The sequence below is a fragment of the Natronococcus sp. JC468 genome (assembly GCF_012163165.1).
Classification (GTDB): Archaea; Halobacteriota; Halobacteria; order Halobacteriales; family Natrialbaceae; genus Natronococcus; species Natronococcus jeotgali.
Genome location: NZ_JAAVUO010000003.1, coordinates 72107 through 90566 on the forward strand (window position 1 = coordinate 72107; position 18460 = coordinate 90566).

20 protein-coding genes are annotated in these 18460 nt (G+C 68.0%); 7 read left to right on the forward strand and 13 right to left on the reverse strand.

What is annotated here, in order from left to right; genetic code table 11:
• Positions 1-54: 54 nt before the first annotated feature.
• Positions 55-1965, forward strand: a complete 1911-nt coding sequence (locus GWG54_RS02900) for a polysaccharide deacetylase (protein ID WP_167936349.1) — start codon at positions 55-57, stop codon at positions 1963-1965.
• 60 nt (positions 1966-2025) lie between these two features.
• On the opposite strand, the gene GWG54_RS02905 is transcribed toward GWG54_RS02900, so the two are convergent.
• Complete coding sequence (locus GWG54_RS02905; RefSeq protein WP_167936350.1) at positions 2026-3006, reverse strand: isocitrate/isopropylmalate dehydrogenase family protein; 981 nt, start codon at positions 3004-3006, stop codon at positions 2026-2028.
• Positions 3007-3075: 69 nt separating this feature from the next.
• Complete coding sequence (locus tag GWG54_RS02910; RefSeq protein ID WP_245242735.1) at positions 3076-4794, reverse strand: S8 family serine peptidase; 1719 nt, start codon at positions 4792-4794, stop codon at positions 3076-3078.
• Here GWG54_RS02910 and GWG54_RS20750 point away from each other — a divergent pair.
• Positions 4705-5382, forward strand: coding sequence for a hypothetical protein (locus GWG54_RS20750; RefSeq protein WP_245242736.1), 678 nt, complete (start codon positions 4705-4707; stop codon positions 5380-5382). The genes GWG54_RS02910 and GWG54_RS20750 overlap by 90 nt on opposite strands.
• Positions 5383-5458: 76 nt before the next feature.
• Here the strand turns inward: GWG54_RS20750 and leuD are convergent, their stop codons facing one another.
• From leuD to GWG54_RS02945, 7 genes are all read right to left on the reverse strand, one after another.
• Positions 5459-6094 (reverse strand): 3-isopropylmalate dehydratase small subunit, encoded by a 636-nt coding sequence (gene leuD, locus GWG54_RS02915; RefSeq protein WP_167936351.1) that lies wholly within the window; start codon positions 6092-6094, stop codon positions 5459-5461.
• A complete protein-coding gene (gene leuC / locus GWG54_RS02920) occupies positions 6091-7512 on the reverse strand; it encodes a 3-isopropylmalate dehydratase large subunit (protein ID WP_167936352.1) in 1422 nt (473 codons plus the stop codon). Before leuC ends, leuD begins: the two co-directional genes overlap by 4 nt.
• Entirely contained in the window at positions 7509-7805 is a 297-nt protein-coding gene (locus GWG54_RS02925; protein ID WP_167936353.1) for a hypothetical protein, read from the reverse strand. Before GWG54_RS02925 ends, leuC begins: the two co-directional genes overlap by 4 nt.
• A 1-nt stretch (position 7806) precedes the next feature.
• Complete coding sequence (gene ilvC, locus GWG54_RS02930; RefSeq protein WP_167936354.1) at positions 7807-8859, reverse strand: ketol-acid reductoisomerase; 1053 nt, start codon at positions 8857-8859, stop codon at positions 7807-7809.
• Positions 8852-9517, reverse strand: a complete 666-nt coding sequence (ilvN, locus tag GWG54_RS02935) for an acetolactate synthase small subunit (RefSeq protein ID WP_167936355.1) — start codon at positions 9515-9517, stop codon at positions 8852-8854. Before ilvN ends, ilvC begins: the two co-directional genes overlap by 8 nt.
• On the reverse strand, positions 9514-11334 hold the full coding sequence (gene ilvB / locus GWG54_RS02940; protein WP_167936356.1) for a biosynthetic-type acetolactate synthase large subunit: 1821 nt from the start codon (positions 11332-11334) through the stop codon (positions 9514-9516). The genes ilvN and ilvB overlap by 4 nt, the downstream gene beginning before the upstream one ends.
• A gap of 326 nt (positions 11335-11660) precedes the next feature.
• Positions 11661-12869, reverse strand: a complete 1209-nt coding sequence (locus GWG54_RS02945) for a LeuA family protein (RefSeq protein ID WP_209438240.1) — start codon at positions 12867-12869, stop codon at positions 11661-11663.
• A 591-nt stretch (positions 12870-13460) separates the two neighbouring features.
• Here GWG54_RS02945 and GWG54_RS02950 point away from each other — a divergent pair.
• Together GWG54_RS02950 and GWG54_RS02955 are read left to right on the forward strand one after the other, a co-directional pair.
• Complete coding sequence (locus tag GWG54_RS02950) at positions 13461-13916, forward strand: ferritin-like domain-containing protein (protein ID WP_008424115.1); 456 nt, start codon at positions 13461-13463, stop codon at positions 13914-13916.
• A 119-nt stretch (positions 13917-14035) separates the two neighbouring features.
• Positions 14036-14326, forward strand: a complete 291-nt coding sequence (locus tag GWG54_RS02955; RefSeq protein WP_008424118.1) for a DUF5779 family protein — start codon at positions 14036-14038, stop codon at positions 14324-14326.
• Between the two features lie 35 nt (positions 14327-14361).
• Here the strand turns inward: GWG54_RS02955 and GWG54_RS02960 are convergent, their stop codons facing one another.
• A complete protein-coding gene (locus GWG54_RS02960; protein ID WP_167936357.1) occupies positions 14362-14652 on the reverse strand; it encodes a HalOD1 output domain-containing protein in 291 nt (96 codons plus the stop codon).
• A gap of 35 nt (positions 14653-14687) precedes the next feature.
• Entirely contained in the window at positions 14688-15392 is a 705-nt protein-coding gene (locus GWG54_RS02965; protein ID WP_167936358.1) for a VOC family protein, read from the reverse strand.
• Between the two features lie 188 nt (positions 15393-15580).
• On the opposite strand from GWG54_RS02965, the gene GWG54_RS02970 reads away from it, so the two are divergent.
• Both GWG54_RS02970 and GWG54_RS02975 read left to right on the forward strand, forming a co-directional pair.
• A complete protein-coding gene (locus GWG54_RS02970) occupies positions 15581-16264 on the forward strand; it encodes a hypothetical protein (RefSeq protein WP_167936359.1) in 684 nt (227 codons plus the stop codon).
• A gap of 38 nt (positions 16265-16302) precedes the next feature.
• Positions 16303-16731 (forward strand): hypothetical protein, encoded by a 429-nt coding sequence (locus GWG54_RS02975; RefSeq protein WP_008424125.1) that lies wholly within the window; start codon positions 16303-16305, stop codon positions 16729-16731.
• Between the two features lie 40 nt (positions 16732-16771).
• Here the strand turns inward: GWG54_RS02975 and GWG54_RS02980 are convergent, their stop codons facing one another.
• Positions 16772-16981 carry a ribbon-helix-helix domain-containing protein gene (locus tag GWG54_RS02980; protein WP_167936360.1) on the reverse strand — a complete coding sequence of 70 codons (210 nt, stop codon included), beginning with the start codon at positions 16979-16981 and terminating at the stop codon, positions 16772-16774.
• Between the two features lie 112 nt (positions 16982-17093).
• Between GWG54_RS02980 and GWG54_RS02985 the strand changes: the two genes are divergently transcribed.
• Positions 17094-17423, forward strand: coding sequence for a hypothetical protein (locus GWG54_RS02985; protein WP_008424129.1), 330 nt, complete (start codon positions 17094-17096; stop codon positions 17421-17423).
• Here the strand turns inward: GWG54_RS02985 and aglJ are convergent.
• On the reverse strand, positions 17420-18424 hold the full coding sequence (gene aglJ / locus GWG54_RS02990; RefSeq protein ID WP_167936361.1) for an S-layer glycoprotein N-glycosyltransferase AglJ: 1005 nt from the start codon (positions 18422-18424) through the stop codon (positions 17420-17422). The two genes, GWG54_RS02985 and aglJ, sit on opposite strands and share 4 nt — an antisense overlap.
• Positions 18425-18460: the final 36 nt, after the last annotated feature.

Sequence of the window (18460 nt, forward strand, 5' to 3'; positions counted from 1 at the left end):
AGTATTTAGTACCTCTATTAACAAGTATACAGGTACGGAAAGTTCAGATCACACATGGATAACGGCAACAACGCAGGATACGGATCGTCGAGGCGACGGCTGCTGGCCGCCGTCGGTGCATCGTCGGCGACCCTCGCCGGCTGTACGGACTTCCTCTCCGAGGAGGAGAGCGGCGACTCCGGAAACGGCAACGACTCCAACGGGGGGAACGGTGGCGACTCCGGAAACGGCAACGACTCCGACGACGGTGGGAACAGCGGAGGAGAGACGCTGTGGCCGGCGATCGACGAAGGAGAGCTGCTGGCGGACTTCGAGGAGGAACCGACGCGGCGTACCGGGGAGCTCTCGATGTCGGCCGACGAGGCGCGACGGGGGTCCCAGGCCGCCGTCGTCGAGGACGAGAGCGGCGAGTCGGCGGGACTGACCGTCTACTTCTCGGACGGGATCGATCTCACCGACGGCGACGTCTCGTTCGCGGCGAAACCCGAGGGCGCGAACCGGATCGTCGTCGAGTTCATCGCGCCGGGACGGCAGAGCCGACTCACGACCGTCCGGCTCCTGCCCGACGAGTACACCGGTTGGCTCCGGCTCGACTGCGGATACGAGCACAAACCGGCCGACGAGCCGGACCTGTCGAACGTCACCGCGATCAACATCCTCGCGACCAACGACGGGCGGCCGATCAAGCTGGTCGTCGACGACCTCCGCAAGACCGACTCCGTCGACAACGGGAAGGCCATCCTCCTCCTTCAGGGGGGATACGACTCCCAGTACGATATCGCCGCGAACATGCTCGAGGAACGCGGCTGGGCCGCGGCCGTTCCGATCAACCCCCAGGCGATCGGCGCCGAGGGCAGGATGGACGTCACCCAGCTACAGGAGCTTCGCGACCGCGGGTGGGACATCTGTTCGAACCCGGGTGTGACGATGCCGCTGTCGGACATGCCGAAGGACCGACAGCGCACGGTCCTCGAGAATGCCAAGGCGACGCTCGAGGAGCGCGGTTTCGAGAACGGCGCGCGCCACCTGGTGGTCCCTGACGATCGGATGGACCAGACGACCCACGAGGTCGTCAGGGACGTCTACGACACCGCGTACCTGTTCGGCTCGTGTCCGAACATCATGCCCCCGACCGCACAGCACATGCTTTCACACGTCTGGGGGCCCTCGCTCCACAGCGGCGTCCGACGCCACGTCAACCTCGCCGACCAGTACAACCAGCTCACAGTCCTGCGAATGCAGGAGATCGTGGACACGGACGAGCCCGAGGGTGACGAGATGACCCTCGACGAGTTCGAGCACCTGCTCAACCACCTCGAGAACCGGGGGCTCGACGTCATCACGCCCTCGGACCTCGTCGACGGCTCCTACGGCGGAGAGGGCGCCGACGGCGGGACCGACGGGGGCGCCGAGCGACCCGAAGGGTCCATCTTCGAGGCGGGCCAGTCTCACGAGCTCGACGGCGACGGCTCCGGGATCGAGACCGTCGAACTCGACGAGGGACTCGTCGTCGCGGAGTTCTCCCACGAGGGCAACGGCGACTTCGTCGTCGAGCTCGACGGCGACGTTCTGACGGCGGCATCCGGATCGACGACTGGCGAATCGGTCGCGACCGTCGGCGGCGGCACCGCGGAGTTCGCCGTCGAGGCCGACGGCTCCTGGTCGATCGAAGTCTCCCAGCCGGCGGTACACGCCGACGACCTCGAGGAGCTTCCGGTCGAACGCTCCGGCAGCGGCTCGGGGTACGTGGGCCCGCTCTGGACCGAGGGCGGCGTCTCCCTCTCGCCGACTCACGACGGTGACGGCACGTTCATCGTCGACGGCTACGGCGCCGACGGCAGCCGGGAGCAGATCGTCAACAAGACCGGGTCGTTCGACAACTCCCGATCCTACGCCGCCGGCGGAACGGTCTGGATCAACGTCGAGGCCAACGGCGACTGGACGCTCAGCGCCGACTCGTCCTGATCCGCTCGTCGGATCGTCGGGCGGACGCGTGTTCTACCCCCGGAAGAAAAGGGTTCCGCGCTACAGCCGCTCGATGATCGCGTTCGTCACGTCCTCCGTTTTCGCGTCGCCCCCGAGATCCGCAGTTCGCGGGCCGTCCTCGAGCGTCGCTTCGACGGCCGTTCGGACCGCGGCCGCCGCCTCGTCGTACTCGAGGTACTCGAGCATCATCGCGGCCGAGAGGATCGCCGCGGCCGGGTTCGCGACGCCCTCGCCGGCGATGTCGGGTGCGGTGCCGTGGACGGGCTCGAACAGCGCCCGGTCGGGGCCGACGTTCGCGGAGGGGAGCAGGCCGAGTCCGCCGACCAGTCCCGCGGCGAGGTCCGAGAGGACATCGCCCGCGAGGTTCGGGCAGACGACGACGTCGAACTGTTCGGGATCGAGACAGATCTCCGTCGCGAACGCGTCCATCAACACTTCGTCGGTCGCGACGCCTTCGTCGGCGGCGACGTCGGCGACCGTCTCGCGGAAGAGGCCGTCGGTCTCGCGCATCACGTTGGCCTTGTGAGCGATCGTGAAGCCGTCGTGGTCGCCGTCCCGGGCGTACTCGCAGGCGAACTCCGCGAGCCGTCGGGAGGCCGTCTCCGTCGTCACGCGGGTGAGGGTCGCGACGTCGTCGGTGAGTCGATCCTCGTGGCCCGCGTAGACGCCCTCGGTGTTCTCACGGAGGAAGACCAGGTCCGTCTCCGGACGGACGGCGTCGACGCCGGGATACGCCCTCGCGGGACGGACGTTGACGAACGAGCCGACGGCCTCCCGGAGCGGCAGGATGACGTCGGCGGCGGTCTCGCCGGCCGCGCCGAACAGCGTCGCGTCCGCCGAGGCCGCGAGGTCGTAGGTCTCCTCGGGGAGTGGCGCTCCGGTCTCCTCGGCGACCGCGTCGCCGGCCTCGGCTTCGACGAATTCGAAGTCGATCTCGAGGGCGTTCAGTACGTCGATCGCTGCAGGCGTGACCTCCCGCCCGATTCCGTCACCGGGCACGACGGCGATCTCGTGAGTCATGACGGACTCTCGCGCGCCGGGGAAAAAGAGGGTATCGAATACCACGAGATCTGCCCGCCGCGGAGCGGCTCAGGACCGCGCCAGCCGCGCGACGCCGACCGCGACGAGCGCGCCGATCGCGGCGAGGACGGCCGGGTTCGGCGCCCTCGAGCCGCTCTCCGAGGACGAGACGACCAGCGTTTCGACCGTTTCTCCCTCGATCGGCCCGGTCTCCACGACGACGCGGTCGAATCCGGGCCCGGACACCGCAACCGTGTAGCGGTCGCCGGCTCCGGCGACCGTCGTCGCGACGGTCCCGTCCGCGGCCGTTCGCTCCGGCAGCTCGATCGTCGCTCCGGACGGCGATTCGACGACGACGGTAGCGTTCTCGACCGGGGTTCCGTCCTCGGCCTCCACGACGACCTCGAGGGGCGAATCGCCCACCAGTTCGAACAACTCCGCTCGTGGTTCCGAATCCGAGACGACGACCGTCCGCTCGCGTCCGACGTAGCCCGGGGCGTCGGCCTCGAGCACGTACTCGTTGCCGACGGGGACCCCGTCGATCCGGTACCCGTCGGCGGTTCGCTCGCCCGGGTACGAACCGGTCGGTCCCGTCGCGGCGACCGTTCCGCCGTCGATCGCCGTCCCGATCCGCCCGTCCTCAAGCGCGACGTCGATCGTTCCGCTGCCGGCGAGAGAGAGATCGACCGCGGCCGAGCCGTCGGTCGGCGCCGACGCCGTCGCGGACGACGGTTCGTAGCCCGAGCGCTCGGCAACGAGTTCGTACTCGCGGTTCGCTTCGAGTCCCTCGAACTCGAACCGGCCGTCGTCGTCGGTCGTCGTCTCGTGGCCGTCGTCGCCGGCAGTGGCCGTCACGGTGGTGTCCTCGAGCGGTTCGCCGATGACGTCGTCGACGACGGTTCCCTCGAGAGTTGCGTGCGTGCCGGCCCGCTCGATCGCCGCCGGCACGTCGACGATCCCGTTGCCGCCGCGCTCGCCGTCGGCGTCAACCGCGGTCTCGGTCAGCGCGGCCTCGAGCTCCGCGGCGTCGAGGGGTCGGTCGGTCGCCGACTGGACGAGTGCCATCGCGCCGGCGGCGGCGGGTGCGGCCATGCTGGTGCCGCTTTTGACCTCGTAGCCGCCCCCGGGAGCCGTGCTCGTGACGTCGACGCCGGGCGCGACGAGGGTCGGGACCGCGTACGAGCCGGGCCAGCGCTCGGGCGCCGTCTCGCCCCACGTCGCGTCGGTTTCGATCACCTCGCTGCTCGAGAACTCGGGGACGGTACCCGATCGACCGACCGCGCCGACGCTGGTCGTATCGTGGAGGTTGCCCGGCGACGTCGACGTTTCGGCGCCCTGGTTCCCGATCGAGCTGACGACCGGCGTCCCGGCGACGTTGGCGTTCCGGATCGCATCGAGCAGCCCGGTGTCGTACCCGTCGACGCCCAGGCTCAACACGACGACGTCCGCGCCGCTCTCGACGGCCCACTCGAGTCCCGCGATGATGTCGCGCTCGTAGCCGACGCAGTCGCCGTCGCTGCAGTCGGTCATGACGGCGCCGTGGTAGAGGTCGGCGCCGGGAGCGACGCCGATCGCGGCCCCGCTCTCGTTGCCCCCGGCGACGAGTCCCGACACGTGGGTCCCGTGGTCGTCGTACGCGATCGGCTCGGACGAGGGATCGGCGCCGAAGTCCTTCCACTCGTCGACCTCGAGGTCCGGGTGGTCGCCGTCGACGCCCGAGTCGAGGACGGCGACCGACGCGCCCTCGCCCCTCGTCCCGTAGGTCTCCCAGGCCTCGGGAACGTCCATCTGCTCGAGCCCGGTCGACGGGCCGTCGGGCGCGGTCGTGGTCCCGGCGTCGGCGCCGCTCGCCTCCCGATCGGTCGCCGCGGAGACCGTCTCGTCGGCGTCGACCGCGACGACGCCGTCGGCGCCGGCGATCGCCTCGAGATCGATCCGATCCGTATCGACCGTCGCGACCGCCGCGGCGACGAGCCAGAACTCCCGCTCGACGGTAACGGCGTCGCTCGCGCCGACCGACCGCGCGAACCGTTCGTGGCTCGCCTCGACCCGGGCCTTCCGGGCATCGAGGTCGTCGTCCGCGTCGAGCGGCGGCGATTCGAGGCGGACGAGGACGATGACGTTGCCCTCGGCTTGCTTTCGAGCGCCGGATCGATCGGCGCGGCCGTCTGCCCGCCGTCCCCGACGGCCGATCCGCCCGGATCGCCGGGCGCGCCGACGGCTGCGCCCGAAAGCAAGCCGAGAACCAGTACGAGCGCGAGCGCCCCGGCTACCGCGCGGTCCGCGAAACGGTCGGCTACCGAGTCCCGAGGCATTACTGTAGCATATATATATATATATATATATATATATATATATATATATTCAATATACTAAATATGATAGGGCAGAATTTTCATCTGATAGAAAAAGAAATAAAACTGCGAGGGCCGACCGCGAAGTCGAACGCGAGCTACTCGGCTTCGGGAATCGCTTCGGCCTCGACGTAGGGCAGTTCGCGGGCGGTGTCCCGGACCGCGCCCGCGTTGGACTTCATCAGCGCCGTCGTGTCCCAGACGCCCTCAACCAATGCCTTCCGCTGGGCGTCGTCGACGGTGACGTCGATCGTCTCCGAACCGTAGGTGACCGTCTCGGCCTCGACGTCGATCTCGAGGTCGCCGTCGGGGTTCTCGTCGACCCAGTCCTGGAGTTCCTCGATCGTCTCGGCGTCGGCCGTGACGGTCGGAATGCCGAGCGCGAGGCAGTTGCCCGCGAAGATCTCCGCGAAGCTCTCGCCGATGATCGCGTCGATCCCCCAGCGCATCAGCGCCTGGGGAGCGTGCTCGCGCGAGGAGCCACAGCCGAAGTTCGAGTTGACCACCATCACCGAGGAGTCCTGGAACCGCTCCTCGTTGAACGGGTGGTCCTTGGGATCGTCGTTCTCGTCGAACCGCAGATCGAAGAAGGCGAACTCGCCCAGCCCGTCGAAGGTGACGACCTTCATAAAGCGCGCCGGGATGATCTGGTCGGTGTCGATGTCGTTGCCCCGGATCGGAACGCCGGAGCCCGAGACGGAGTCGACCTCGGGGATCTCTACGTCGTCACTCATGCCAGCGTCACCTCCTTCAGATCGCGCACGTCGGAAACTTCCCCGGTGATCGCCGCCGCAGCGACCATCCGCGGGTTCATCAGGACGGTCCGTCCGTCCTTGCTGCCCTGGCGACCGACGAAGTTCCGGTTCGAGGAGGAGGCACAGGCCTCGTCACCCTCGAGCTGGTCCTCGTTCATACCCAGACACATCGAGCAGCCGGCGTTTCGCCACTCGAAGCCGGCCTCCTCGAAGACATCTTTGAGCCCTTCCTCCTCGGCGGCCTCCTGAACGCGCTGGCTGCCGGGGACGACGAGCGCGCGGACGTCGTCGTGGACCTCTCGACCCTCGACGATCCGGGCCGCGCGGCGCAGGTCGGGCAGCCGGGCGTTGGTACACGAGCCGAGGAAGGCGACGTCGATGTCGTAACCCTCCATCGTCTCGCCGGGCTCGACGCGCATGTGTTCCTGGGCGCGCCGTGCGGTGTCTTGCTTGTCCGCGGGCAACGCCTCGGGTTCCGGGATCGGATCGGTAATGCCGATCCCCTGGCCCGGGGTCGTCCCCCAGGTGACGACCGGTTCGAGCTCGTCGGCGTCGATGCGGACGACGTCGTCGTACTCTGCCGTCTCGTCCGACCGAATCGACTCCCAGTACGGCTTGAGCTCCTCGAACTTCTCGGGGTTGTCCTGGAAGTAGTCCGTCCCCTCGAGCCACTCGTAGGTGGTCTCGTCGGGGTTAACGTAGCCCGCGCGGGCGCCACCTTCGATCGACATGTTACAGATCGACATCCGACCTTCCATCCCCAGCGACTCGATGGCGGAGCCGGCGTACTCGTAGACGTAGCCGACGCCGCCTTCGGTTCCGAGTCGACGGATGATCTCGAGGATGACGTCCTTGGCCTCGACGCCGTCGCCGAGTTCGCCGTCGACCTCGATCTTGCGAACCTTCTGCTTCTCGAACGCGAGGGTACCCGTCGCGAGCACGTCCCGGATCTGGCTGGTACCGATGCCAAAGGCGAGCGCGCCGAAGGCGCCGTGGGTCGAGGTGTGGGAGTCGCCACAGACGATCGTCTTCCCGGGCTGGGTCAGGCCCTGCTCCGGGCCGACGACGTGGACGATCCCCTGATCGCCGCTGTTCGGGTCGGAGAAGTCGATCCCCGCCTCGCGGACGTTGCGCTCGAGTTCGCTCATCATCTCCTCGGCCGCGTCCTCCTCGTAGGGGCGGGACTGGTCGGCCGTCGGGACGATGTGATCGACCGTCGCGTGGGTGAGTTCGGGGTAGGCGACCTCGAGGTCCCGTTCCCGCAACATCCCGAACGCCTGCGGGCTGGTGACCTCGTGGATGAGGTGGAGGCCGACGAACAGCTGGTCCTGCCCGGTCGGCAGCGTCGTCACCTTGTGGTGGTCCCAGACCTTGTCGTACAGCGTCCCCTCACTCATACGTCGGTTGCTCCTCGGTCGCGGTCGTGTTCGTTGCCCCGCTCGAAGACGTCGTTGGCGTCGTCGGTGCCCTGTGGCGGCGTGTGGTCGACTCGCTTCATCGTGCGGTCGGACTCCGACCGCGGATCCGTCGCGGCGGGGTTCTCGTCGTCGCCGTTTCGTCGACCGCCGTCGGCCACGACCGTCGGGCCGCGGCTGAACAGCCGGCCGGCCGTCTCGCCCGTGTAGGGGTTGGTGTGGTTGACCGCGCGCATCGAGTCGTCGTCCGCGTTCGTGTCGTTCGTTCGGTTCATGCTAATCCGCTTGCACTTTCTCTCGCTCGTCCTCGGTTTCCGATTCCTGTTCTTCCTGCCAGGCGAACAGCGCGCGGAGGCGCTCGCCGACTTCCTCGATCTCGTGGTCCTTCTCGGCCTGGTTGAGCTGCGTGTAGACGGGCCGGTTGGCCTGGTTCTCGGCGACCCACTCGGTCGCGAACTCGCCGTTCTGGACCTCCTCGAGAACCTCCTCCATGTTCTGTCGGGCCTGGTCGTCGATGACCCGCTCGCCGCGGGTGAGGCCGCCGTACTCGGCGGTGTCGGACACCGAGTCCCACATCGCGCCGAGTCCGTCCTCGTACATCAGGTCGACGATGAGCTTCATCTCGTTGAGACACTCGAAGTAGGCCATCTCCGGGCTGTAGCCCGCGTCGACCAGCGTCTCGTAGCCGACCTTGATCAGCTCGGCGATGCCGCCACAGAGGACGGCCTGCTCGCCGAAGAGGTCGGTCTCGGTCTCCTCGCGGAACGTCGTCTCGACGACGCCGGCCCGCGTACAGCCGATCGCCTGGGCGTAGGCGAGCGCCTCGGCCTTGGCGTCGCCGGTCGCGTCCTGGTAGACCGCCAGCAGCCCGGGGGTGCCCTCGCCGTTCTCGTAGTTGCGCCGGAGCAGGTGGCCGGGCGTCTTGGGCGCGATCATCGTCACGTCGACGTCCTCGGCGGGCTGGATCTGGTTGTAGTGGATGTTGAAGCCGTGGGCGAACTGCAGCGTGTCGCCGGCCTCGAGTTCGTCCTCGATCTGCTCGTAGACGTGGGGCTGGACCGTGTCCGGGACGAGCATCGAGACGATATCGGCCTGTGCGGCCGCCTCGACGGGCGTCGTGACCTCGAGTCCGTCGGCTTCGGCGGCCGAACGCGGGGGGGGGTCCTCGCGGGGGCCGGCGACCCCGTCGGCGCCCCTGTCGTGGGGGGTCAGCGCGTGAGCGTGGCCCCGGCTTCCCTGGCCCCGCACGGCGACCGTTACGTCGTCGAGCTGCGATTGGTCTGCGTCCGATTCGTAGTAGATCTCGGTGGTGAATTCGTCGTCAGTCATCGTCTGCTGGTTGGGTGTACTGCTGGTTCGCCTCGCTGGCGGACGATTCTGGCGGGGTCGGCGCCGCGGTGTCGTCGGTACCGCGGGCCAGCGCCGTCGTCCCGGTTCGGGCAATCTCGCGGATGCCGAACTGGGAGAACGTCTCGATCGCGGCCTCGATCTTCTGGCGGGCGCCCGTGATCTCGAAGGTGGCCGTCTCGGGACTCGAGTCGACGGTCTTGGCGTCGTACATGTCCGCGACGGCGGCGACCTGGTCGGGCCGTTCGGCGTTGACCTTCACGAGCGCGAGCTCGCGACGCATCGCGTCTGGCTCGAGCTCCCGGACCGCGATCGCCGGCAACAGCTTCCGCAGCTGCTTTTTGATCTGGTCGATCCCGGGATCGGGCTCCTCGACGACGAGCGTGATCCGGGCGCGCCCGTCCTCGTCGGTCGGTCCGACGGTCAGGCTCTCGATGTTGAACTGGCGTCTCGAGAACAGTCCCGAGACCTCGGCGAGCACGCCGGGTTCGTGTTCGACCAGCGCCGAGATGACGGTCCGTCGGGGCTCGTGTCGCGCCTCGACCTCCGGGTCGATGCGGATCCCCTGTTTGTTGCGCCGACCCGCGGGGGTCGGTCGCTCGTCGGGAGAGGGGCCGTCGAGGCCCTGCTCTCGTGTCATAGCTGGTCCTCCGTCAGCGCGAACTGACCGTTGTCGCCGCCGCTGGGAACCATCGGGTAGACGTTCGCCTGCGGATCGATGTGGACGTCGATCACGGAGGGGCCGTCGTAGGCGAGCGCGGCGTCGATGGTGTCGGCGACCTCGTCGTAGTCGTCGATCCGGAACCCTTCCGCGCCGAAGGCCTCGGCGAGCGTGTCGAACTCGGGCATCCAGCCGTAATCGGAGGCGGAGTGGCGCCCGTCGAAGAAGGCGTCCTGCCACTGGCGGACCATCCCGATGTACTCGTTGTTGAGGACGGCGACCGTGATATCCAGGTTCTCGCGGACGGCGACCGACAGTCCCTGTAAGGTCATCAGGAACGAGCCGTCGCCGTCGATGCAGACGACCTCCTGGTCGTCGTCGGCCGCAAAGCGGGCGCCGATCGCCGCCGGCAGGCCGTACCCCATCGCGCCCAGGCCGTGGCTCGAGACCCACGTGCGGGGCTCGGTGTAGGTCCAGTACTGGCAGGCCCACATCTGGTGTTGGCCGACGCCGGTGGTGACGACCGCGCGGTCGCTGGTGGCCTCGTCTAAGGCCTCGACGACGAACTGCGGTTTGACTGGCTCGTCCTCGGGCGCCTCGTAGGCCATCGAGTAGTCGGATTTCCACTGCTGGCACTGGGCGCGCCATTTCGTCGCCTGTGGCGACTCCTCGACGGCGTCGGCGAGCTGGGAGACGACGGTGTCGGCGTCGCCGACCAGCGGGTAGTCCGCGTGGATGTTCTTGCTGATCTCGGCGGGGTCGATATCGACGTGGATGATCTCCGCGTCGGGCGCGAACGTCTCGATGCCGCCGGTGAGCCGGTCGTCGAACCGGGTGCCGACGGCGATCATCGTGTCGCAGTGGGTGACCGCCATGTTGGCGTACCCGGTGCCGTGCATGCCGGCCATCTCCATCGAGAGCTCGTGGTCCTCGGGGAACGCGCCGATCCCGGGCATCGTCGTGACGACCGGAATCTCGTGTTCGATGGCGAACTCGCGACAGACCTCGCTGGCCTCGGCCTTGATGACGCCGCCGCCGAGCAGCATGACGGGACGCTGTGAACCCTCGACGCGCTCGGCCGCGGCGTCGACGAACTCGGGGTCGGCTCGCTGCTGGACCTCGTAGGTGTCGGGCGTTCGCGGCTCGTCGGGTTCGCGGTCGGTCTCGGCGTTGGTGACGTCCTTGGGCAGATCGACGAGCGTCGGCCCGGGCCGGCCCTCGCTGGCGAGCGCGAACGCCTCGCTGACGTCCGTGCCGACGCGGTCGGGCTCGCTCGAGAACGTGTTGGTCTTCGTGACCGGCATCGTGACGCCCGTGGTGTCGGTCTCCTGGAAGGCGTCGTTGCCGACGAACTCCGTGGGAACTTGCCCGGTCAGCGCGACGACGGGATCCGAGTCCATGTCGGCGTCGGCCAGCCCGGTGACGAGGTTCGTCGCCCCCGGCCCCGAGGTCGCCAGGCAGATGCCCGGCTCCCCGGAGACGATGCCATAGGCGTCGGCCGCGTGGGACGCCCCTTGCTCGTGGGCCATCGTCACGTGGTGGATCTCGGAGTCGTACAGCGCGTCGTAGACGGGCATGATCGCGCCGCCTTGCACGCCGAAGGCGTGTTTGACGCCCGCGTTCTCGAGCGCGCGGACGACGGACTCGGCGCCGGTCGTGACCGGGGTCGGTTCGGCGTCAGTCGTCGCGTCGTCGGTGACGTCCTCAGTCGGAGCCGACTCCGGCGGTTCCTCCCGTGTCTCTTGGTCGTCGTGCTGTTCCTCGGTCGCGGTAACCGGTGGTGCGCGTTCGCTCATCGATTACCTCCTGTCGCCTCTCGGCGGTCCGGTGCGCTTGCTGGTGTCATCTGGTAAGTTGCTGGTCGCTCGGCGGTCGGTGCGACGGATACGGGCCGGGATCGAGGAGGGAGTTGGTGAGGGGCTAGTGGGCCCCTACAATACGAATGCGAGCGAGCGCGCTGCCGTCGGTATCGCGAGTGCGAACCGATGCTCGAGCGCGATCCGTCATCACTCGACTCGTAGGTGCGGGAACGATCATAATAGTTTCGTCCCGGGCAACGCTGGCGGGAACGCCGTCGCGATAGCCGGGGCTCCCGGCCGGTAGCGAACGAGGGGGCCATCCCTCAGATCTGCACCTCCTCTCGCTCCTGCCGGCGTTCGACGCCGGCTTCCTCGGCGAACCGCTCCAGGTCGTCGACCGTGATGCGGCGCTTCTCGGCGCCGTAGTCCTTGACGCGGCGCGTTACCGTCCGCACCTCGTCGTCGGTGGGCTCGTACCCGCGCTCCTCTAAGCGCTCGCGGACCGAGTGGGTCCCGGTGTGTTTCCCCATGACCAGCCGACGCGTCGCGCCGACCATCTCGGGGGTCATCACGCCGGGTTCGAAGGTGTCGGAGTTCTCGATGACGCCCGCGGCGTGGATCCCGCTCTCGTGGGAGAAGGCGTTGTCGCCGACGACGGGTTTGTTCCCCGGCGTCTCGATCGAGCTCTTCTCCTCGACGATCTCGGACAGTTCCACGATGCGGGTCGTGTCGATCCCCGTGTCGCACTGGTAGACCGACTCGACGGCCATCACGAACTCCTCGTAGGCGGCGTTGCCGGCCCGCTCGCCGATCGAGTTGACCGAGACCTGCGCCTGGTCGGCGCCCGCCTCGATCCCCGACAGGGCGTTGGCGGTCGCCAGCCCGAAGTCGTCGTGGGTGTGGACGTCGACCCGCGCGTCGGTGTGGGCACAGACCTTCTCGATCATCGCCCGGAACCGGTTCGGCGTGGCGACGCCGCAGGTGTCCGGGATGTTGATCCAGTCGGTTCCCGCCTCGGAGACCGCCTCGATGACCTCGATCAGGAACGCCTCGTCCGTCCGGGTCGCGTCCATCGGCGAGAACATGCAGGTCGCCCCCGCCTCCGTGATCCGCTCGACCGACTCGACGGCGCGCTGTACTACGTCCTCCCGGGTCGCGTGCATCGAATCCTCGATCTGGACGTCGCTGGTGCTGACGAACGTGTGCACCATCTCGACACCGGAATCCAGTGCGGCGTCGATGTCGTCGTCGACGACGCGGGCCAGCCCGCAGGTCGTCGTCGACGTCGAGGACGCGATATCCCGGACCGCCTCGAACTCGGCCTCGGAGTTGACGGGGAACCCGGCCTCGATGACGTGGGTACCCATCTCGTCCAGGACGGAGGCGATCTCGCGCTTGTCGTCGTAGGAGAACGACGTGCCGGGCGACTGTTCGCCGTCCCGCAGCGTCGTATCGAAGACACGTGCTGACTCGATTTCGTCAGTGGAATCTAACGTGCCCTGGAAGAACTCGACCCCCCTGACTGGTGTCAGAGGTCGGGTTGCCTTGTGAAGACATTGTATCCGATCCGAGGATCGACGACGTATATAAACTTGACGCTGGCAGCAGCGGTGACACGAAGTAACAACCTGACCCGTTCTCGAGTCGACGGCGAAAACCGCAAGACATCAACGGCCTAATATCGAACGTAGATCCTATTATCATACCGTCCTCGGCTCGGCCCGTCGTCGGAACGCGTCGATTCCCTCGTAAAATTCGTACTTTTTAGACTGGAATTAAATTGGATCCGCTGGCGCGCGCTCGCCGATGAACAGTCGGTCACTAACGGTCGGAAATAGCGACGAGCGGTTACAGATTGTCCAATAACTTCGCCGTAGTAGCTGAACCGCGGCGGCAGGTAGTCCCCGCCTGCGAGTACCTGGGCGATTTCGGGACGGCGCGACCGGCCGATCGTCCAGCACGCGACGCGTCGCGGTCGCGACCACCGGCGGCCGGTGCTCGCTCGAGGCGACGGCGGGATCGGCCGCGACTCCTACCCCCGAAAGCACCGGGGAACCGAAGCCGGTTGCCGAGGGTTTCGGGCGTGTGAGAACTAAACCCCCCGCCGTGGTAGGGCGGCGGGCATGACCTCAGACGAAGTGACCAGCCTCCTGCGGGAGGCGTACACCGACGAACTCGAGACCGTGATGAACTACCTGACCAACGCCATCGTCCTCGACGGGGTCCACGCCGAGGAGGTCAAATCGAGCCTCGAGGCCGACGTCGACGAGGAGCTCGAGCACGCGCGGTTGCTCGGGAACCGGCTGAAACAGCTCGATCGCTCCCCGCCGGGATCGGAGTCGTTCGAGGCCGGCCAGTCGAGTCTGCAGCCCCCCGAGGACACCACCGACGTCGAGTCGGTGATCGACGGCGTCCTCGAGGCTGAGGAGGACGCCCTGGAGACGTACCGCTCGCTGCTCGAGGCCGCCCGCGAGGCCGACGACCCGGTCACGGAGGACGTCGCGGTGACGATCCTCGCCGACGAGGAAGCCCACCGCACCGAGTTCCGGGGGTTCAGAAAGGAGTTCCCGCAGGATTGAGGCGCGCTATCGTTCCCGGTTCAACCCGGGCGACCCGGTTTCGCCGAAACCGGCGTGGGGCGCTCCGCGCGAGACGGCCGAAGCGAACGTTTTTCTCGCCGCGCTTCGAGGGGACCCGTATGAGCGATTTCGATCTCGACCTGCGAACCGTCGAGGAGCGCATCGACGAGGAGTTCGAGCTCGACGGCGAAATCGTCCTGGGCGTCCTCGACGGGACGACGCCCGCCGACGAGTGGCTCGAGGCGGTCTCGACGGGAAACGTCCTCGTCCTCTGCGTCGAGGGCGAAGTTAACGAGCTGGCGTCCGGTTTCGCACGCGACGTCAAGGAGTCGGGCGGCAACCTCGTTCACTTCCGCGGGTTCCTGGTGGTCACGCCGCCGGGGATCGACGTCGACGCCGATCGGCTGTAGTCGACCGAGAGTGCGGCGCGAACCCCGACGGACGGCTACTCCCCGCTTCCTCGCTTCCTGAAGGCGGCGCGTCCGTCCTGTGCGACGGTGATCCGGTACCCCTCGTAGGAGAACGCGACCTCGGCTTCCGCAGCGGGGACGGGCGGATCCGAGAAGACGTGTTCGAGGAGGTGGTCGATGCAGTCGTACAGCGGCGTCAACTCGTCGGTGTCGACCCCCTCGAGTTCGGCGACGGTTCGGGCGACGCTCACGTTCGGGTCAGCTTCCTCGACGTCGAAGGTTCGGTGGACGACGTCGCCGCCGTCGCGTCGGGGTTCGTCGGTCATAGTGGAACGATACCGGCGACGGACACGAAGGTAGTTCACCGTTCAGTTGCAGGCCCGGGCTGGCGGAACGTCAGCCAGTGGCCGTCCGGATCCCGAACCACGACCTCGTCGCCGGCGTCGCGCTCGACCCGGCCGACGCGGTTCGCGACCGCCTCGAGGGCCGCACCCGGATCGTCGGTCTCGAAGCCGAGGTCGACGTGGACGCCGCCGCGGCCGTCGGCGATGCCGAGGTGGGGCTCCCAGAGCTCGAGGGCCATCGGTCCGTTCAGCCGCACTCGCTTGCGGTCGGCGCCGACGTCGACGGTCCGGAAGCCGAGCGTCTCGTAGAACTCCCGGGCGCGCTCGAGCGATTCGACCTCGAGGACGACCTCGAAGAGCCCGTCGATCCCCGGTCCCGCGACGTCGCGCTGGCCGAGTTCGACGCAGTTGCCGTCGGGGTCGTAGAGGTACAGCGACCGCGAGGAGCCGAATCGGGCCTCCTCGAGGTCGTACTCCTCGCTCAGGCGGTCCCACCACTCGTCGTACTCGTCGGCGGGGATCGAGAGGGCGTAGTGGGTATGGAGTCCGCCGCGGGGAACCGCCTCCGGTCGCCGGAGAACGAGGTCGGTCTCGCCCGCGGCGAGGACGCACTCGTCGGCGCCGTCTTCGCGGACGGGAAGCGACAGCGTCTCCGCGTAGAACCGCCGCGCGGGCTCGAGGTGTTTGACCTCGAGCGCGAGCCAGGAGAGACCGGTGAGCATGGTCGCCCCTACTCCGGCCGGCGGCATAGAAGCGTCGCCGCGTCGAACGCCGACGCCCGATACCGACGGAGCACCAAGCGCCACCGAGACCGCCGTCGGGTACGGATCGGCAGCGAGCGCTCGGCACCGAACCGGCGGAATCGGCGGGTTCGTCCAGGTTTATGAGCCGAGCGAGCGTACCGTCGCGTATGCCATTTCGGGTCGACGAGCGCGCGAGTGAGTTCGCCGAGATCGATCGGTTCGACGGCGGCGCCGGCTGGATCGCCCATCCCGACGAGGAGATGCAGCGGGCCAGCCACGCCCTCGAGCTGGACGGCGACGTCTGGGTGATCGACCCCGTCGACGCTCCCGGGATCGACGACGTGCTCGCGGGGCTGGGCGAGGTCCGCGGCGTCGTCGTCGCGCTCGATCGCCACAAGCGCGACGCCGCCGTGGTCGCCGACCGTCACGGGGTCCCCGTTTACCTCCCCGCCTTTTTCGAGGGCGTCTCCGAGGAGCTCGAGGCGCCCGTCGTTCGCTTCGGCGACGAGCTCGCGGACACCGGGATCAAGGCGCGGACGGTCGTCGATAGCCGATTCTGGCAGGAAGTCGCGCTCTACGACCCCGAGCGGGGAACCCTCGTCGTCCCGGAGTCGGTCGGCACAGCCGACTACTTCCTCGCCGGGGGCGAGCGCCTCGGGGTCCACCCGATGCGGCGAGCGCTCCCGCCCCGGAACGCGCTCGGCGATCTCGCCCCCGATCGGGTGCTCGTCGGGCACGGCGCCGGCGTCCTGACCGACGCGACGGCGGCCCTCGAGGAGGCGCTGGCCCGGTCCCGCACCCGGGCGCCGCTGGTGTACGCCAAAGCGGGGTGGAAGCTGCTGCCGTTCTGAGGCCATACAGCTAACTGCAAGGCGCGCGTACGACCTCCGTGGTCTACGCTACCCGTGCCCTGATCGAGGTGTTACTCGAGCTCGCCAGCAACGCCGATCCGAACCCGGTTCGGACCGGCGTCTCGGTGACGCCGGCGGGACGGCTCGAGGGGGCCGCGGAGCTTCCGCCCGAGGCGCCGGTCTTTACGGACTTCTTCCTTCCCGATCCCGGCAACGCGGTCAACGCGGTGTTCGGCGTCGACCTCTCGACGCCGGCCCGACAGGCCCAGGGCCAGTTCGTTTCCCATCCCGTCGGCGAACTCGAGGTGACCAAACGCGACGACCTCGCCGAGGTGGTCTTCGTCGCCGTTCCGCCGTGGACGCTCGAGGAGGCGTCGTTCGCCGCCTTCGATCGGGTCGGCGACCGGCAACCCCTCGAGATCCTCGACGCGCGGGCGCCGGAGGGGTCGCTTCGCGACCGGGAGTAACGGCGCTTTCGAGAGCCGCGCCGTCCCGGAGCGGCATCGGCTACTCGAGGTAGCCCAGTCCGCGGAGCTGTTCGGCGATCTCCTCGAACTCGGCCTCGGTCAGCTCGCCCCGTCGCTGGTGCTGGATAACGATGCTCCGCAGCAGGAACCGGACCAGATCGCTGGTGCTCTGGAAGCTCGTCCCCTCGATCGTCTCGTCGACGCGGTCGGCCAGATCCTTCGGAATCGAAACCGTGGTGTACTCGGCCATACCGGATACTCCGGCGCGGGCCCCAAAGACGTATCGCCGTTCGCTGGGAACGTCGCGGGTCCGGCGAGCGTCTCCGCAGCGGTTTTGATCTGCGGCGTGCTACGTACCGCGTATGGGAGTCCGGCCACCATCCAACGACGACAACGACGACCCGGAAAGCGTCGACTTCGGCATCGCCGCCCTCGACGCCCGCCTCAGAGACTCCGAGCTATCGTTTCCGGCGACCGCTGACGACGTCGACGCCGAGCTCGGCCACGAGCGAATCCCCTACGACGTTCACGGAAACGACGTTGCGCTCGGGGAGGTGCTCGCGGAGACGAACCGGGAGCGGTTCGATTCGCGCCAACAGCTACTGAACGCGCTTCACGAGCCGTTCGAGGAGTACCGCCGCCAGCACTCCAACGGCGTCGTTCAGCAGGTTCGCTCGATGCTGCCGTTCTAGTCGTCGCGGCCCCGCTCGTCGCGCGTGATCTGCTCGAGTCGACGGCGCTGTTCGCGGTGCAGCGTCACGAGCATATCCGAGAGCACGCCGAACATGACCAGCTGCACCCCGAGCAGCACGGCGGCCGCCGACACCAGCGCCAGGATCTCGTGGCCGATTCCGTACTGGATCCACTCCCAGAGCACGTACGTCGCGACGACGCCGCCGGAGACGATACTCGCCGCGCCGAAGCTGCCGAAGTAAAACAGCGGATTGTTGGTCTTCGCCAGCGAGTACAGCGTCAGCACGATCGTGCCGCCGTCACGGAGGGGGTTGAGGTTCGTCTCCGAGGCCTCCGGACGGGCCCTGTAGCTGATCGGAACGACGGCCGTGTCGATCCCGTGTTTGACGCACTCGACGGCGAGTTCGGTCTCGATTGTGAACCCGTCGGCGTCCAGCGAGAGCCGCTCGAACGAGTCGGTCGTAAACGCCCGGTAGCCCGAGAGGATGTCCTCGTACTCCGCGCCGTGGATCAGCCGAAACGAGCGGTTGATAAGCCGGTTTCCGAACCCGTTCAGGGCCGCCATCGCGTCGTCGTCCATGTTCGCGAAGCGGTTTCCGATGACGTGGTCGTACCCCCTCGAGAGGGGCTCGAGCATGCGATCGGCGTCGGCCGGATCGTAGGTGCCGTCGCCGTCGACCATCAGCACGTACGGGACGGTGACGTACTCGAGTGCCTCCCGGACGGCCTGTCCCTTCCCGTCGCCGGTCTGGGTGAACACTTCCGCGCCGTGGTCGCTGGCGATCGAGCGCGTCCCGTCGTCGGAGTCGCCGTCGACGACGACGACGTTCGAGTACCCCTGTTCGCGGAAGCCGTCGATCACGTCACCAATCGTCGCCGCCTCGTTCAGCGTCGGGACGAGGATACAGACGTCGTCCGCAGAAATGTCGCGCGTGCGATCGCTCATCGACAGGAACGCCTCCCGCTCGATCGCCGTCGCGCGAACCCCGTCATGCTCCATCGGTCGTGAATTCCGGGCCATGAGACAAAAATATGC

Bases quoted from the DNA above. Each gene is read 5' to 3' on its own strand.
- GWG54_RS02900 (WP_167936349.1), top strand. From the start codon at position 55: ATGGATAACGGCAACAACGCAGGATACGGATCGTCGAGGCGACGGCTG.
- GWG54_RS02905 (WP_167936350.1), bottom strand. From the start codon at position 3,006: ATGACTCACGAGATCGCCGTCGTGCCCGGTGACGGAATCGGGCGGGAG.
- GWG54_RS02910 (WP_245242735.1), bottom strand. From the start codon at position 4,794: ATGGACGTTCCCGAGGCCTGGGAGACCTACGGGACGAGGGGCGAGGGC.
- leuD (WP_167936351.1), bottom strand. From the start codon at position 6,094: ATGAGTGACGACGTAGAGATCCCCGAGGTCGACTCCGTCTCGGGCTCC.
- leuC (WP_167936352.1), bottom strand. From the start codon at position 7,512: ATGAGTGAGGGGACGCTGTACGACAAGGTCTGGGACCACCACAAGGTG.
- GWG54_RS02925 (WP_167936353.1), bottom strand. From the start codon at position 7,805: ATGAACCGAACGAACGACACGAACGCGGACGACGACTCGATGCGCGCG.
- ilvC (WP_167936354.1), bottom strand. From the start codon at position 8,859: ATGACTGACGACGAATTCACCACCGAGATCTACTACGAATCGGACGCA.
- ilvN (WP_167936355.1), bottom strand. From the start codon at position 9,517: ATGACACGAGAGCAGGGCCTCGACGGCCCCTCTCCCGACGAGCGACCG.
- ilvB (WP_167936356.1), bottom strand. From the start codon at position 11,334: ATGAGCGAACGCGCACCACCGGTTACCGCGACCGAGGAACAGCACGAC.
- GWG54_RS02950 (WP_008424115.1), top strand. From the start codon at position 13,461: ATGACCTCAGACGAAGTGACCAGCCTCCTGCGGGAGGCGTACACCGAC.
- GWG54_RS02955 (WP_008424118.1), top strand. From the start codon at position 14,036: ATGAGCGATTTCGATCTCGACCTGCGAACCGTCGAGGAGCGCATCGAC.
- GWG54_RS02960 (WP_167936357.1), bottom strand. From the start codon at position 14,652: ATGACCGACGAACCCCGACGCGACGGCGGCGACGTCGTCCACCGAACC.
- GWG54_RS02965 (WP_167936358.1), bottom strand. From the start codon at position 15,392: ATGCTCACCGGTCTCTCCTGGCTCGCGCTCGAGGTCAAACACCTCGAG.
- GWG54_RS02970 (WP_167936359.1), top strand. From the start codon at position 15,581: ATGCCATTTCGGGTCGACGAGCGCGCGAGTGAGTTCGCCGAGATCGAT.
- GWG54_RS02980 (WP_167936360.1), bottom strand. From the start codon at position 16,981: ATGGCCGAGTACACCACGGTTTCGATTCCGAAGGATCTGGCCGACCGC.
- GWG54_RS02985 (WP_008424129.1), top strand. From the start codon at position 17,094: ATGGGAGTCCGGCCACCATCCAACGACGACAACGACGACCCGGAAAGC.
- aglJ (WP_167936361.1), bottom strand. From the start codon at position 18,424: ATGGAGCATGACGGGGTTCGCGCGACGGCGATCGAGCGGGAGGCGTTC.